Source organism: Cupriavidus yeoncheonensis, from assembly GCF_905397275.1.
In the GTDB taxonomy this organism is placed as follows: Bacteria; Pseudomonadota; Gammaproteobacteria; order Burkholderiales; family Burkholderiaceae; genus Cupriavidus; species Cupriavidus yeoncheonensis.
Map to the genome: position 1 here is coordinate 109,605 of NZ_CAJPUY010000001.1, position 15,032 is coordinate 124,636.

The following is a 15,032-nucleotide window of genomic DNA, read 5'->3' on the forward strand; positions in this document are numbered from 1 at the left end:
TGTCTGGTTTTTCACAAGACTAGACTGACACGGAAGTTGAGTTTGCCGTCATGAACGATCTCGTCAACCTGCTCGACCTGGATGCGGACGCGCTCACCGCCTATTGCGGAGAGCTCGGCGAGAAGCCGTTTCGTGCGCGGCAGCTGCAACGCTGGATCCACCAGTTCGGTGCCAGCCGTTTCGACGCCATGTCGGATCTCGCCAAGTCGCTGCGCGAAAAGCTCGCCACGCGTGCCGAGATCCGTTCGCCGGCCGTCATCACCGACCACTTGTCGGGTGACGGCACGCGCAAGTGGCTGCTCGATGTCGGCAACGGCAACGCGGTGGAGACGGTGTACATCCCCGAGGAAACGCGCGGCACGCTGTGCGTCTCCTCGCAGGCCGGGTGCGCCGTCAACTGCCGGTTCTGCTCGACCGGCAAGCAGGGTTTCTCGCGCAACCTGACCACGGGCGAGATCATCGGCCAGCTGTGGATGGCGGAGTTCGCCATGCGCGAGCAACTGGGCCGTGGTCCCAAGGATGACCGCGTCATCTCCAACGTGGTGATGATGGGCATGGGCGAGCCGCTGCTGAACTACGATCAGGTGGTCCCGGCCATGCGGCTGATGCTGGACGACAACGCGTATGGCCTGTCGCGCCGGCGCGTGACGCTGTCCACCTCCGGCGTGGTGCCGATGATGGACCGTCTGTCGAAAGACCTGCCGGTGGCCCTTGCGGTGTCGCTGCATGCGTCCAATGACGGCCTGCGCGACATGCTCGTGCCGCTGAACAAGAAGTACCCGCTGGCCGAGTTGATGGCGGCATGCCGCCGTTACCTGGAGTTCGCGCCGCGCGACTTCATTACCTTCGAATACTGCATGCTGGATGGCGTCAATGACGGCGTCGAGCATGCGCGGGAGCTGTTGAAGCTGGTGGCCGACGTGCCATGCAAGTTCAACCTGATCCCGTTCAATCCCTTCCCCGAATCGGGCCTCAAGCGTTCCAACAACGAACAGATCCGGCGCTTTGCGCAGGTGTTGATGGACGCCGGCATCGTGACCACGATCCGCAAGACGCGTGGCGACGATATCGACGCGGCGTGCGGCCAGCTTGCCGGGGAAGTCAAGGATCGCACCCGGCTTGCCGAGCGCGGCAAGTTCGGCAAGATCACGCCCTTGGTGCCGGTCGCCGCGACTGGCCAGGCTGGGGAGGCTCGCCCCGCATGATCCGTCTGATCGCTGCAGCCCTGCTGGGGCTGCTGATGTTGTCCGCGTGCCAGTTGCCGCACGCGCCCTCGCAGGATCTCCAGAGCACTTCCGACCAGCCCGATGCACGGCGCCGTGCCAGCATCCGGCTGCAGCTGGCCACGAATTATCTTGAGGCCGGCCAGAACAGCGTGGCACTCGATGAGGTGAAGCAGGCGATCGCCGCCGACCCGACCATGGCCGATGCCTACCATGTGCGGGCGCTGGCCTACATGGCCATGAACGAGAAGGCGCTGGCCGATGACAGCTTCCGCACCGCGGTTTCGATGCGTGGCAACGATGGCGACCTGCTCAACAACTATGGCTGGTTCCTGTGCCAGGAAGGACGGTATGGCGAGGCAGTCCCGGTGCTGGAGCGCGCGCTGTCCGCCCCCTCGGCCGGCGGGCCGGCCAAGCCGCTGATCAGCCTCGGGGCTTGTCAGATTCGCAATGGCGCTGGCGCGGACGCCGAGAAGAACCTCAAGGCTGCGCTTGGCTACGATCGGAACAACCCGGTCGCCAACACCAATCTCGCGCTGGTCTACTACCGGCGCGGCGATCTCAGGCAGGCTCAGCAGTACGTGGAGCGTGTCAACAGCGGTAAATTCGCAAGCGCGCAATCCCTCTGGCTGGGTGCGCGCATTGCGCGTCGTCAGGGCGACGCGGCTGCGCAGAGTGCCCTGGTGGCGCAGCTGCGCCAGCGTTTTCCGGACTCGCGCGAACTAAGCGCCTACGAACAAGGAGCATGGGATGAGTGAGCAAGAGCGCGCCGCAGGCCAGGCCGCATCGACGGGACACGTCGGCGGTGGCGCGACAGATTCGGAACGTGAAGCCGTAGCGCGCGAGATCGGCGCGCTGCTGGCGCAGGCCCGGCAATCGCAACGGCTGTCCATCGAGGACGTGAGTGCCCGGCTGAAGGTCGCCGCGCCGAAACTGGCCGCAGTCGAAACCGGTCACCTCGACGCGCTGCCCGACGTCACCTTTGCCAAGGGCGTGATGCGCGCCTACGCGCGCATCTTGCACGTGGATGTGGACGCCTTGCTTGCGCGCTTCCAGCCGCGGCCGGTGCAGGTGACGGAGATGGCGCGCCAGCGCGAAGGCGGCATCAACCAGACGTTCGACGACCGCCGGCGCTTCGGCACCCGCAGCGGCGCGGGTGCCGGCGGGCGCTGGGTCTGGCTGGCGCTGGTGGCGGCCGGCGTGGCGGCGGGCGGCTGGTTCGGGCTCGACCACATGAAGCAATGGCTGGAAGCGCGCAACAGCACTGCTCAGGTCACGCAAGCCGAAGCGCAGGAGCAGCCGGCTCAGGCATCCGACTCCGGCACCGTGACGGCGGCTCTGCCGCCGGTCATGGCCGGCGCCGACTCCCCGGCTCCGTCCGAGGCATTGCCTGCGAGCGCGCCGGCTGCATCCGCCAGCGACGCGGCCGTGCCCGTACCGGCTGCGGCGGCGGCCCCGATTGCGGCCACGGTCACGGCCACGGTCACGGCCCCGGTGGCGCCCGCGGTGGCCACGGCCCCGGCGGCGCCCGCCGTGGCAGGCTCGGCACAGGGCGAGCTGCAGATCAAGTTCGCGTCCGACACGTGGTACGAGATCCGCGACCGCAACGGCAAGGTCGTGCTGGGCGGGACCGCCAAGGGCGGCCAGGAAGTCTCGGGTGGCGGCGCGGCACCGTACAAGGTGATCATCGGCAACGTGAAGGGTGTGGAATCGATGAGCCGCAACGGCACGCCGGTCGACCTGAAGGCGGCGAACCGCAACAACGTCGCGCGGCTGACGCTGCCCTGACGCCGGCCCGGCACCGTGCATCATTGCGAGGTGGTAACGCTATGAACGAACAGCTTTGTCTTCCGGTCCTGCCGGGCCCGCTGCCGCGCCGCGAGACGCGCCAGGCGCGTATCGAGTGGAGCGGCAACATCGTCACCATTGGCGGCGGGGCGCCGGTGCGTGTGCAGTCGATGACCAATACGGACACCGTCGATGCCATCGGCACGGCTATCCAGGTCAAGGAGCTGGCGCGCGCGGGGTCCGAGATCGTGCGCATCACCGTCAATACGCCCGAAGCGGCCGCGGCCGTGCCGCACATCCGCGAGCAGCTCGACCGCATGGGCGTCAACGTGCCGCTGGTGGGCGACTTCCACTACAACGGCCACAAGCTGCTGCAGGATCATCCGGCTTGTGCCGAGGCGCTGTCGAAGTACCGCATCAACCCGGGCAATGTCGGTCAGGGTGCCAAGCGCGATACGCAGTTCGCCCAGATGATCGAGATGGCCTGCCGGTTCAACAAGCCGGTGCGCATCGGCGTCAACTGGGGCAGCCTGGACCAGGACCTGCTCGCGCGCGTCATGGACGAGAACGCCGGCCGTGCCGAGCCCTGGCCTGCGCAGAGCGTGATGATCGAGGCGCTGATCACCTCGGCGATCGACTCGGCGAAGAAGGCCGAGGAAATCGGCCTGCCTGGCAACCAGATCATCCTGTCGTGCAAGGTGTCGCAGGTGCAGGAGCTGATCGCGGTGTACCGCGAGCTGGCGCGCCGCTGCGACTATGCGCTGCATCTCGGGCTGACCGAGGCGGGCATGGGCAGCAAGGGCATCGTGGCCTCGACGGCCGCACTGTCGGTGCTGCTGCAGGAAGGCATCGGCGATACCATCCGCATCTCGCTGACGCCGGAACCAGGCGCGCCGCGCGAGAAGGAAGTCTATGTCGGGCAGGAGATCCTGCAGACCATGGGCATGCGCAATTTCACGCCGATGGTCATTGCCTGCCCGGGTTGCGGCCGTACCACCAGCACCGTATTCCAGGAGCTGGCGGCAAGCATCCAGACGTACCTGCGCGAGCAGATGCCACACTGGAAGACGGCCTATCCCGGCGTCGAAGAGATGGACGTGGCCGTGATGGGCTGCATCGTCAACGGTCCGGGCGAGAGCAAGCACGCCAACATCGGCATCTCGCTGCCGGGCTCGGGCGAATCGCCGGCGGCGCCGGTGTTCGTGGATGGCGTCAAGGTGAAGACGCTGCGCGGCGAGCGCATCTCGGAAGAATTCCAGGCGATCGTCGACGAGTACGTTCGCACGCATTACGGCCCGGGCGCAGCACGGGCAGAGAAGGAAGCGGCGGCCTGAGCCGGTATGGAACCGGCTCACCCCAGCAAGATAACTACAGAATGACGCAAAACGAGAATCCGTCCGCGCAAAGCGGCGCCAAGGCAGAAGACAAGGCAGAAGACAAGGCACGCCCCGCCAAGGCATTGCAGGGCGTGAAGGGCATGAACGACATGCTGCCTGCCGATGCCCCGCTGTGGGAGCATTTCGAGAACGCCGCGCGCGCGATGCTGCGGGCCTATGGCTACCAGCAGGTCCGCACGCCGATCGTCGAGCATACCCAGCTGTTCGTGCGTGGCATCGGCGAGGTGACGGACATTGTCGAGAAGGAAATGTATTCCTTCACCGATTCGCTCAACGGCGAGCAGCTGACGCTGCGCCCGGAAGGCACCGCCGCTGCCGTGCGCGCCACCATCGAGCACAACCTGCTGTACGACGGCCCCAAGCGCCTGTGGTACACCGGCCCGATGTTCCGCCACGAGCGTCCGCAGCGCGGCCGCTATCGCCAGTTCCACCAGCTCGGCGCCGAGGCGCTGGGTTTTGCCGGGCCGGACGTGGATGCCGAAATCATCCTGATGTGCCAGCGCCTGTGGGATGACCTGGGCCTGGTGGGCGTGCGCCTGGAGATCAATTCGCTGGGCCAGGCCCATGAGCGTGCCGCGCACCGCGAAGAGCTGATCAAGTACCTGGAAAGGTTCAAGGACATCCTGGACGAAGACGGCAAGCGCCGCCTGTACACCAATCCGCTGCGCGTGCTGGATACTAAGAACCCCGCGCTGCAGGAGATGGCGGCCAACGCGCCCAAGCTGATCGACTTCCTGGGCGAGGAATCGCTTGCCCACTTCGAGGGCGTGCAGCGCCTGCTCAAGGCCAACAACATTCCGTACAAGATCAACCCGCGGCTGGTGCGTGGGCTGGACTACTACAACCTGACGGTGTTCGAGTGGATCACCGACAAGCTGGGCGCGCAGGGCACCATTGCCGGCGGCGGCCGCTACGATCCGCTGATCGCGCAGATGGGCGGCAAGCCGGCGCCGGCCTGCGGCTGGGCCATGGGTATCGAGCGCATCATCGAGCTGATCCGTGAAGAAGGCGTGGTGCCGGATGCGGTGGGCTGCGATGTCTACCTCGTGCACCAGGGCGAGGCCGCGGCCCAGCAGGCTATGGTCGCCGCCGAGCGCCTGCGCGATGCCGGGCTGGACGTGGTGGTGCATGCCACGACCGATGGCAAGAGCGGCAGCTTCAAGTCGCAGATGAAGCGTGCTGACTCGAGCGGCGCGGCGTATGCCGTGATCATCGGCGACGATGAGGTCGCGGCCGGTGTGGTGCAGGTGAAGGAACTTCGCCAGGGCGCGCAGGCCGAAGGCGGTGGCCAGCAGGCACAGGTGCCTGCCGACGGCCTGGTCGACTACCTCATCGACGCGATGGTCGGCGCCAGCGAGTAACGCCGCGAGCCGCGGCCCGCGACATCTGCCGAGCAGGAAACGGAGGCCGCCCGGGCGGCCTTTGACCCCAACCCAAACGCAAGAGACTGCCTCGACATGGCATACGATCTGGAAGAGCAGGAACAGCTTGAAAACCTGAAGGCCTGGTGGCGTCAGTACGGCAATGCCCTGACGTGGCTCCTGATTGCCGCCCTGCTGGCGTTCGCCGCCTGGAGCGGCTGGAAGTACTGGGAACGCAAGCAGGCCTCCGAGGCGGCCGTGCTGTACGACCAGGTGGTCAAGGCCGCCGAAGGCCGCGATGCCGAGCGCGTCAAGCGCGCCGCCGGCGACCTCGAAGACAAGTTCGGCAAGACCGCTTATGGTCCGATGAGTGCCCTCGTGGCCGCCAAGGTGCTGTACGATGCGGGCGACCTCGCGACTGCCAAGGCGCAGTTGCAGTGGGCCATTGATCATGGCGACGGCGAGTACTCGCTGATCGCCCGTGTGCGCCTTGCCGGCGTGCTGCTCGACGAAAAGGCCTACGACCAGGGCCTGGCGCTGCTCAAGGACGAGCCGCCGGCGCCGTTCGTTGCCCTGTATGCCGACCGCAAGGGCGATCTGCTGGCCGCGCAGGACAAGCGCGACGAGGCGCGCGCTGCCTACCGCAAGGCGCTGGACAAGCTGGGTGCCGACGATCAGTCGCGCCAGATCATCCAGTTCAAGCTCGACGCGCTTGGCACGGCCTGAGCTTGCGCCGCGATACGTGAAGGACATCCGCCATAACCCAATCCAGGATCCGAACCCTATGACGTCAATGCTTTCCGGTGCCGAACAACAAGGCGAGTCGCGCCGCAAGATTGCCCGTGCGCTCGTCGCCGGCGCCTGCCTTGTGGCGCTGGGCGGTTGCTCGCTGTTCAGCAAGGAGAACAAGCATCCGCCGGCCGAACTGAAGCCGGTGTCGGCGACGCTGTCCGTGCGTCAGGCCTGGAAGGCGGACGTGGGCAAGAGCGGGCCGTATGCGCTGAAGCCGGCCGCGGCCGGCAGCAATGTGTACGTGTCGGCCAACAATGGCAACATCATGGCGCTCGACGGGGCCACCGGGCGGACGCTGTGGAAGGCCAAGACCGATGTCGACATTACAACCGGCCCGGGCAGTGACGGCTCCGTGACGGCGGTGGCGGGCGAGAAGGGCGCGGTGTACGCCTTCGATACCAGCGGCAAGCAGATCTGGAAAAAGCAGGTCAATGGCGAAGTCCTGTCGGCGCCTCTGGTCGGCAACGGCCTGGTGGTCGTGCGCACCACCGATACCCGGGTGCTCGCGCTGGACGCCCAGACCGGTGAACGGCGCTGGATCTACCAGCGTTCACAGACGCCGCTGAACCTGCGCGCCGCCCTGGGCATGGTGTTCGCCGGTGACGGCATCGTGATGGGTTTCCCCGGCGGCAAGCTGGGGGTCCTGACGCCGGGCAACGGCGTGCTTCGCTGGGAGAGCGCGGTTTCGTATCCCAAGGGTGTTTCGGAGATCGAGCGCCTGAACGATGTCACCGGCCAGCCCATGGTCAGTGGCCGCCAGGTTTGCGCCACGACCTTCCAGGGCCGTATCGCCTGCCTGGAACTGGCCAATGGCCAGCCGCAATGGGGCAAGGACTTCTCGTCGCCGACCGGCCCGGCGCAGGATGACATAGCCATCTATGCCAGCGACGAACAGTCCGTGGTGTTCGCGTTCGACCGCCAGAATGGCAACGAGCGCTGGAAGAACAACGAACTGCGCTATCGCCGCCTGGGCGCGCCGCTGGTGCTGGGCCGCTCGGTGGTGATGGGCGATTTCGAAGGCTATGTGCACTTCCTCTCGCGGGACGATGGCACCGTGCTGGCGCGCATGAAGACCGATGGCAGTGCCATCAGCGCCGCGCCGGTGGTGGCGGGACAGACCCTGGTCGTCCAGACCCGCGACGGCGACGTCTACGGCTACGTGCCGGACTGAGCCCTGATGGCAGCGCCGCCCGTACACCTGTCGGTACGGGCAGCGCCAATTCCGGTAGCATGATCCCTGGTCGTGCGGCGAAATGCGGAGCGGGCCCTGGTGCCACGCTCCACCCGACAGGAGAAGCGGCTGGCCATGCATATTTTGCATGAGGCGCCGTCGGATCAACTGACTCCGGAGTTCCAGGGGGACGGCAGGTGCCGGCCCCCGTTTCCGTTTATTGCATGAAACCAGTTATTGCACTTGTCGGCCGCCCGAACGTCGGGAAGTCGACGCTATTCAACCGCATGACGCGGTCGCGCGACGCCCTTGTCGCCGACCTGCCAGGCCTGACGCGCGACCGCCACTACGGCGAAGGGCGTATTGGCGAGCGGCCCTTCATTGCCATCGATACCGGCGGCTTCGAGCCGGTGGTCAAGGAAGGCATCGTCGCCGAGATGGCCAAGCAGACCAAGCAGGCCGTGGTCGAGGCGGACGTGGTCATCTTCATTGTCGACGGCAGGCTGGGCCTGGCGCCGCAGGACCGCGCCATTGCCGACTACCTGCGCAAGACCGGCCGGCGTGTGATGCTGGCCGTCAACAAGGCCGAGGGCATGAAGTACACCTCGGTCGCCGCCGACTTCTATGAACTCGGCATGGGCGATCCGTACGCGATTTCGGCGGCGCACGGCGATGGCGTTCGCGAACTCGTGGACGAAGCGCTGGAACTGGCTGTGCAGGAGCGTCCGGAGCTGGCCGAGGAAGAGGCCGACAACGGCAAAGGCGTGAAGATCGCCATCGTCGGGCGCCCGAACGTCGGGAAGTCGACGCTCGTGAATTCGCTGATCGGCGAGGAGCGCGTGATTGCGTTCGACATGCCCGGCACCACCCGCGACGCCATCTACGTGGAGTTCGAGCGCGGCGGCAAGCCCTACACGCTGATCGACACGGCGGGTCTGCGGCGTCGGGGCAAGGTATTCGAAGCGATCGAGAAGTTCTCGGTGGTCAAGACGCTGCAATCGATCGCCGACGCCAACGTCGTGATCCTGCTGCTCGACGCGCAGCAGGATATTTCCGAGCAGGATGCCCATATCGCGGGCTTTATCGTTGAGTCCGGCCGGGCTCTCGTGGTCGGCGTCAACAAGTGGGATGGCCTTGATGGCCATACCCGCGATCGCATCAAGCATGACCTCGAGCGCAAGCTGCAATTCCTGAGCTTCGCCAATTTCCACTTCGTGTCTGCGCGGGAACGCACAGGCATTGGCGCGCTGATGCGTTCGGTCGACGACGCGTTTGCCGCGGCCATGGTTAAACTGCCCACACCGCAGCTCACGCGGGTGCTGCAGGAAGCGGTGGAGTTCCAGCAGCCGAAGCGCGCCGGCGTATCGCGGCCGAAGCTGCGCTACGCGCACCAGGGTGGATCCAACCCGCCGATCATCGTGATCCACGGCAACGCTTTGTCGAGCGTTTCCGAGACCTACCGGCGCTACCTGGAAAACCGCTACCGGGCGGCATTCAAGTTGAAGGGCACCCCTCTTCGCATTGAATTTCGCACGAACAAAAACCCGTATGCGGACTCGAAAGACTGAGTTCCCGGCGGGTGCATGGCGAGGCAAGTTTTCGTTTGCGTTCGTTTGGAACTGCGGCTAAATTTGCGGTAGCAGGGGTTCTCTGCGCGCTGATGCCGCTTTGGTACCGTTTTTGATCTTTTTTCTGGCGCGAGCTTGCGCCGCTTGACTTGAACCGGGGACTTTCGTCCCCATTATTCACCACTAAACCTATAAATTTGGAGTGTGCCATGAGCAACAAAGGGCAACTGCTACAAGACCCGTTCCTGAACGCGCTGCGCAAAGAGCACGTGCCGGTTTCCATCTATCTCGTCAATGGCATCAAGCTGCAAGGCAACATCGAATCGTTCGATCAGTATGTCGTGCTGCTGCGTAACACCGTGACGCAGATGGTCTACAAGCATGCGATTTCCACTGTCGTCCCGGCTCGCGCGGTCAATTTCCGCGTGGATGAATCCACCGAGGCCTGATCTTCTGGAGGGCCGCAACAGCTTGCGGCCCTTGCCAGCTGGCATCGAGCACACGCCACCCGGCGTTGCGGCGGTGCCGGCCTCCGGCTCGCGCATGCGGCCGGCCTGCGGTGAACCGGACTGGCTGCCAGCCGTGCCGGTGTCTCGATCGCGCAAGGGAGCGCGTGCCTCTGCCGGCCCGCTCCCGTCCCTGATTCCGGCCAGTTCCGGTCGTCTCCCCAAAACCGTTTTTCTTCGCGCGTAGCGCCCCCCGCTTGGATCCCAGAGCTACTTCCAACACCGAACCGTCACGTGCCATTCTCGTCGGCGTGGATTTCGGCAAGCACGACTTTCAGGAAAGCCTGAGCGAACTTGCCCTGTTGACCACCACCGCGGGCTCCATGCCCGTGCATACGCTGACCGGCAAGCGCTCGCGGCCGGACCCTGCGCTGTTCATCGGCTCGGGCAAGGCCGAGGAGCTGAAGGAGGCCGCGGATGCGCTCGATGCCGACATCGTGGTGTTCAACCATGCCTTGAGCCCGGCACAGCAACGTAACCTGGAACGCTTTCTCCAGCGCCATGTGATCGACCGTACCGGCCTGATCCTGGATATCTTCGCGCAGCGCGCGCAGAGCCATGTGGGCAAGGTGCAGGTGGAGCTGGCGCAGGTCCAGTACCAGGCGTCGCGCCTGGTTCGTGCGTGGAGCCACCTGGAGCGGCAGAAGGGGGGTATCGGCATGCGGGGCGGCCCGGGCGAGCGCCAGCTGGAACTGGACCGTCGGATGCTCGATACCAGGGCCAAGCGGCTGAAGACCGACCTTGCCCGCCTGCAGCGGCAGCACAGCACGCAGCGGCGTGCCCGCGCGCGCAACGAGACCTTGAGCATTTCGCTGGTTGGCTATACCAACGCCGGCAAGTCGACGCTGTTCAATGCATTGACCAAGGCCGGCGCCTATGCGGCCGACCAGCTCTTCGCGACGCTGGATACCACGTCGCGCCGGATGTTCCTGGACGGGCTCGGCAACGTGGTGCTTTCGGATACGGTCGGCTTTATCCGCGACCTGCCTACGCAGCTCGTCGAGGCGTTCCGCGCGACGCTCGACGAAACCGTGCATGCCGACTTGCTGCTGCATGTCGTGGACGCCTCGAGCCCGGTGCGTCATGAACAGATCGAGCAGGTGAACCGGGTGCTGGCGGAAATCGAAGCCTCCGGCATTCCGCAGATCGTTGTGATGAACAAGATCGATGCCGCGCCGGAATTGCAGGAGCAGGGCGCCCGTGTCGAACGCGACGAAAGCGGCGTTCCGACGCGCGTATTTCTGAGCGCCCGCGAGGGCGTAGGCCTGGATGCACTGCGGGAGTCCATCGTTGAAGTCGCGCAGTGGCTGGCAAACCTGCCGCCCGAGCCCGCGCCGTTCGATCTGCGGCTGTCGGAGCAGGGCCCGCGCGCGGACGATGACGGAATCGACTGGGACGAGCGGCGCGATCCGGATGATCGCGTCCCGTCCTGATCCATATCGGCGGGATTCGCGGCCGGATTCCGCGATTTGGCCAAAAGTGGCGCAGATGACTGCTAGAATCCCCCTGTTACAAACTTCCCCGGACCCGTGCACTTCATGCCCCAGTTCTCCCGGAATCCTGAATCGAGCCTGACCCCGGGCGGCCGATTTCCGCTGCGTGCGGGATGGCAGCGCCTGCGCGCAATCTTCTCGCTGAACGATCCTCGCTGGGGACGCGACGGCCAGGATGAGGATGACAAGGACAGCCGCGCGAACGATCGTGACGGGAACCGTCAGCAGAACCAGCGGCCGCAGGACGGTCCGCCCGATCTCGACGAACTCTGGCGCGACTTCAACCGGCGGCTGAACGGACTGCTCGGACGCAAGGAGAACGGTGGCGGCGGCAACCAGGGCCTCGGCGGGCCGCGCGTGCCCGGCAAGGGCTCCGGCGTGGGTCTTGGCGTGGTGGTGGCCGCAGTGGTCGCCATCTGGCTGGCCAGCGGTTTTTTCATGGTGCAGGAAGGCCAGACCGCGGTGATCCTGCAGTTCGGCAAGTTCAAGTACTCGACGGGCCCTGGTATCAACTGGCGCCTGCCCTGGCCGATTCAATCGGCCGAGGTCGTCAACCTGTCGGGCGTGCGATCGGTGGAAGTGGGGCGCTCCACGTCGATCAAGGACAGCAACCTGAAGGACTCGTCGATGCTGACGCAGGACGAGAACATCATCGACGTCCGCTTCACGGTCCAGTACGACATCCAGGACGCCAGCGAATTCCTGTTCTTCAACAAGACCGATCGTGGCGGCGACGAGGAACTCGTGACGCAGGCCGCCGAAACCTCGGTGCGCGAGATCGTCGGCCGCAACAAGATGGACGCGGTGCTGTACGAGAACCGCGAGCAGATCGCGCAGGGGCTGGCCAAGTCGATCCAGTCGATCCTGACCGCATACAAGACCGGCATCCGCGTCATCTCGGTCAACGTGCAGAGCGTGCAGCCGCCCGAGCAGGTGCAGGCCGCGTTCGATGACGTGAACAAGGCCAGCCAGGATCGCGAGCGTGCGATCAGCGAAGGCCAGGCCTATGCAAACGACGTGATTCCGCGCGCCAAGGGTACGGCCGCGCGGCTGAAGGAGGAATCCGAAGCCTACCGCGCCCGCGTGGTGGCACAGGCCGAGGGTGATGCTTCGCGGTTCCGTTCGGTGCAGGGCGAATATGCCAAGGCACCGCAGGTGACGCGCGACCGCATCTATATCGAGACCATGCAGCAGATCTACGCCAATTCGACCAAGGTGCTCGTGGATGCGCGCCAGGGCAGCAACCTTCTGTATCTCCCGCTCGACAAGCTGATGGCGCAGGCCCAGGCCCAGGCCGATGGCCGCGGCACACCGTCGCCATCCCAGCCGGCCAGCGGTGCCGGCACGCAGGCACCGGCGCAGGATTCGGCCGCCGATATCCGGTCGCGCGAATCCCTGCGCAACCGTGACCGCGATTCGCGCTGAGGAGACCGTCATGAACCGACTGATTTCCTTCGCGATCGGCGCTTTCATCCTGCTGGCCGTGGCATCTTCGATGATGTTCGTGGTGGACCAGCGCCAGTACGCCGTGGTGTTCGCATTTGGCGAGATCAAGCAGATCGTGCGCGAGCCCGGCCTGCACTTCAAGCTGCCGCCGCCGCTGCAGAACGTGGTGTTCATGGACCGTCGCCTGCAGACCATTGACGTTGCCGCCAGCGAGCGCTTCCTGACTGCCGAGAAGAAGAGCATGGTGGTGGACTGGTTCGTCAAATGGCGCATTACGGAGCCGCGCAAGTTCTACGTGGCCTTTGGCGGTAATGTGCGCGGAGCCCAGGACCGCATGACCCAGCGTATCGATGCCGTGGCGCGCGAGGAATTCGGCAAGCGCACCGTGGCCGACGTTGTCGCCGGCGAGCGCGAGAAGGTCATGCAGAACATTCGCGCCGGCATGGCGGAGTACGCGCAGTCGGTCGGCGTCGAGATCCTCGACGTGCGGCTCAAGCGCGTGGACCTGCTGCCGGCCATCAGCGAGTCGGTGTACCGCCGCATGGAAGCCGAGCGCAAGCGCGTGGCCAACGAGCTGCGTTCGACCGGTGCTGCCGAGGGCGAGAAGATCCGCGCCGATGCCGACCGCCAGCGTGAGGTGGTGCTGGCGGAAGCCTATCGCGATGCGCAGGTGATCAAGGGTGAGGGCGATGCCAAGTCGTCGCAGATCTATGCTGATGCCTTTGGCAGGGATCCGCAGTTCGCGCAGTTCTGGCGCAGCATGGAAGCCTATCGCAATACCTTCCGCGACAAGCGCGACATCATGGTGCTGGAACCGAATTCGGACTTCTTCCGGTATATGCGCTCCAGCGGCGGTGCCGCGGCTCCGGCGACGGGCGGCGCGTCCGGAGGACGGCGCTAGCGAGACCGCTGAATTTGTGGCGAGGTGACAAAACCCCGGCTTGCCGGGGTTTTGTCCGGCTGGGGCTCGGCGCCTGAAGTGACGGCGCGGACGCGCGCCGGCCGTATCCGATTCGCCGGGTGTGCAGGCTGGTGCCTGCCCGCAAACGTGTCATACAGAGAAGAGATTCATCATGTCCAACCATTGGCTGCTGCCAGAAAACATTGCCGACGTCCTGCCGTCGGAGGCCCGCAAGATCGAGGAATTGCGCCGCCGCATGCTGGACCTGTTCCGCACCTACGGTTATGAGCTGGTCATGCCGCCGATGCTGGAATACCTGGAGTCGCTGCTGACCGGAACCGGGCATGACCTGGACCTGCGCACGCTCAAGCTGGTGGACCAGTTGTCCGGCCGCACGATGGGCCTGCGCGCCGATATCACGCCGCAGGTGGCGCGCATCGATGCCCATCTGCTGAACCGTCCCGGCGTGACGCGCCTGTGCTATGCGGGCAACGTCCTGCACGCGCGCCCGGCCGGGTTCCACGCCACCCGCGAGCCGATTCAGGTCGGTACCGAAATCTATGGCCATGCAGGCCTGGAGGCCGACGTCGAGATCCAGGAACTGATGCTGGCCGCGCTGCAGGCGGCGGGCCTGTCGGATATCCGCATCGACCTGTGCCATGCCGGCATCCTCGAGGCGTTGCTGGAAGGCCTGCCGTCGATCCGCCGGATCGAAGAGGCCCTGTTCGCGGCCCTGGAAACCAAGGATAGCTCTGCACTGCGCGAGATCACGCAAGGCATGCCTCAGACCGAGCGCGAAGCCCTGCTGGCGCTGCCGACGCTGTACGGCGGAGTCGAGGTTCTCGACCGCGCGCGTGCCACGCTGCCCGCCAGCCCGGCGATCGGGCGCGCACTGGATGAACTCGCGGCACTGGCGACGCAGGTGCGCGGCGCGAGCGTCAATATCGACCTGTCCGATCTGCGCGGCTACCATTATCACAGCGGTGTGATGTTTACGGCGTATGTGGCGGGGCTGCCGAACTACGTGGCGCGCGGGGGTCGGTATGACAAGGTTGGCGAGGCCTTTGGCCGCGCGCGTCCGGCCACCGGTTTCTCGCTGGATCTGCGTGAGGTGGCGGCACTGTCACCGATCGAAGTGCGCGCCCAGGCCGTTTTCGCACCCTGGGATGCCGATCCGGCGCTTCGTGCCGCCATCGTGGCGCTGCGGGCTGCGGGGGAGATCGTGATCCAGTCGCTGCCCGGGCATACCAATGAACTCGATGAGTTCAACTGCGACCGGCAACTCGTGCGCCAGGAAGCTGGCTGGGTTGTTGTGCCGCGATGAGCCTTGATACCGGTCATTTGCCCAAAAAGCAGGAATCGACCGGCAACGAGAGTAGAATACGT

13 protein-coding genes are annotated in these 15,032 nt (G+C 65.6%); all 13 read left to right on the plus strand.

What is annotated here, in order from left to right; translation table 11 throughout:
• Positions 1 to 50: 50 nt before the first annotated feature.
• The 13 genes from rlmN (at position 51) to KHO22_RS00560 (ending at position 14,970) form a co-directional block, all read left to right on the plus strand.
• A complete protein-coding gene (gene rlmN / locus KHO22_RS00500) occupies positions 51 to 1,205 on the plus strand; it encodes a dual-specificity RNA methyltransferase RlmN (RefSeq protein WP_211945136.1) in 1,155 nt (384 codons plus the stop codon).
• Complete coding sequence (pilW, locus tag KHO22_RS00505; protein ID WP_211945137.1) at positions 1,202 to 1,981, plus strand: type IV pilus biogenesis/stability protein PilW; 780 nt, start codon at positions 1,202 to 1,204, stop codon at positions 1,979 to 1,981. Before rlmN ends, pilW begins: the two co-directional genes overlap by 4 nt.
• On the plus strand, positions 1,974 to 3,011 hold the full coding sequence (locus KHO22_RS00510) for a RodZ domain-containing protein (protein ID WP_211945138.1): 1,038 nt from the start codon (positions 1,974 to 1,976) through the stop codon (positions 3,009 to 3,011). The genes pilW and KHO22_RS00510 overlap by 8 nt, the downstream gene beginning before the upstream one ends.
• A gap of 41 nt (positions 3,012 to 3,052) precedes the next feature.
• Entirely contained in the window at positions 3,053 to 4,345 is a 1,293-nt protein-coding gene (gene ispG, locus KHO22_RS00515) for a flavodoxin-dependent (E)-4-hydroxy-3-methylbut-2-enyl-diphosphate synthase (RefSeq protein ID WP_211945139.1), read from the plus strand.
• Positions 4,346 to 4,386: 41 nt separating this feature from the next.
• The gene (gene hisS, locus KHO22_RS00520; protein WP_420839563.1) at positions 4,387 to 5,769 is read left to right on the plus strand and encodes a histidine--tRNA ligase; all 1,383 of its coding nucleotides are present in this window, start codon (positions 4,387 to 4,389) and stop codon (positions 5,767 to 5,769) included.
• Positions 5,770 to 5,865: 96 nt separating this feature from the next.
• A complete protein-coding gene (locus tag KHO22_RS00525) occupies positions 5,866 to 6,495 on the plus strand; it encodes a YfgM family protein (RefSeq protein WP_211945140.1) in 630 nt (209 codons plus the stop codon).
• A gap of 58 nt (positions 6,496 to 6,553) precedes the next feature.
• Positions 6,554 to 7,732, plus strand: coding sequence for an outer membrane protein assembly factor BamB (gene bamB, locus KHO22_RS00530; RefSeq protein WP_420839564.1), 1,179 nt, complete (start codon positions 6,554 to 6,556; stop codon positions 7,730 to 7,732).
• 224 nt (positions 7,733 to 7,956) lie between these two features.
• Complete coding sequence (gene der, locus KHO22_RS00535) at positions 7,957 to 9,300, plus strand: ribosome biogenesis GTPase Der (RefSeq protein WP_211945141.1); 1,344 nt, start codon at positions 7,957 to 7,959, stop codon at positions 9,298 to 9,300.
• Between the two features lie 209 nt (positions 9,301 to 9,509).
• Positions 9,510 to 9,749, plus strand: a complete 240-nt coding sequence (hfq, locus tag KHO22_RS00540; protein WP_211945142.1) for an RNA chaperone Hfq — start codon at positions 9,510 to 9,512, stop codon at positions 9,747 to 9,749.
• 254 nt (positions 9,750 to 10,003) lie between these two features.
• Complete coding sequence (gene hflX, locus KHO22_RS00545; protein ID WP_211945143.1) at positions 10,004 to 11,239, plus strand: GTPase HflX; 1,236 nt, start codon at positions 10,004 to 10,006, stop codon at positions 11,237 to 11,239.
• 105 nt (positions 11,240 to 11,344) lie between these two features.
• The gene (gene hflK / locus KHO22_RS00550; protein ID WP_211945144.1) at positions 11,345 to 12,724 is read left to right on the plus strand and encodes an FtsH protease activity modulator HflK; all 1,380 of its coding nucleotides are present in this window, start codon (positions 11,345 to 11,347) and stop codon (positions 12,722 to 12,724) included.
• A gap of 10 nt (positions 12,725 to 12,734) precedes the next feature.
• A complete protein-coding gene (gene hflC / locus KHO22_RS00555; protein ID WP_211945145.1) occupies positions 12,735 to 13,646 on the plus strand; it encodes a protease modulator HflC in 912 nt (303 codons plus the stop codon).
• A 172-nt stretch (positions 13,647 to 13,818) separates the two neighbouring features.
• On the plus strand, positions 13,819 to 14,970 hold the full coding sequence (locus KHO22_RS00560; protein ID WP_211945146.1) for an ATP phosphoribosyltransferase regulatory subunit: 1,152 nt from the start codon (positions 13,819 to 13,821) through the stop codon (positions 14,968 to 14,970).
• Positions 14,971 to 15,032 lie beyond the last annotated feature (62 nt).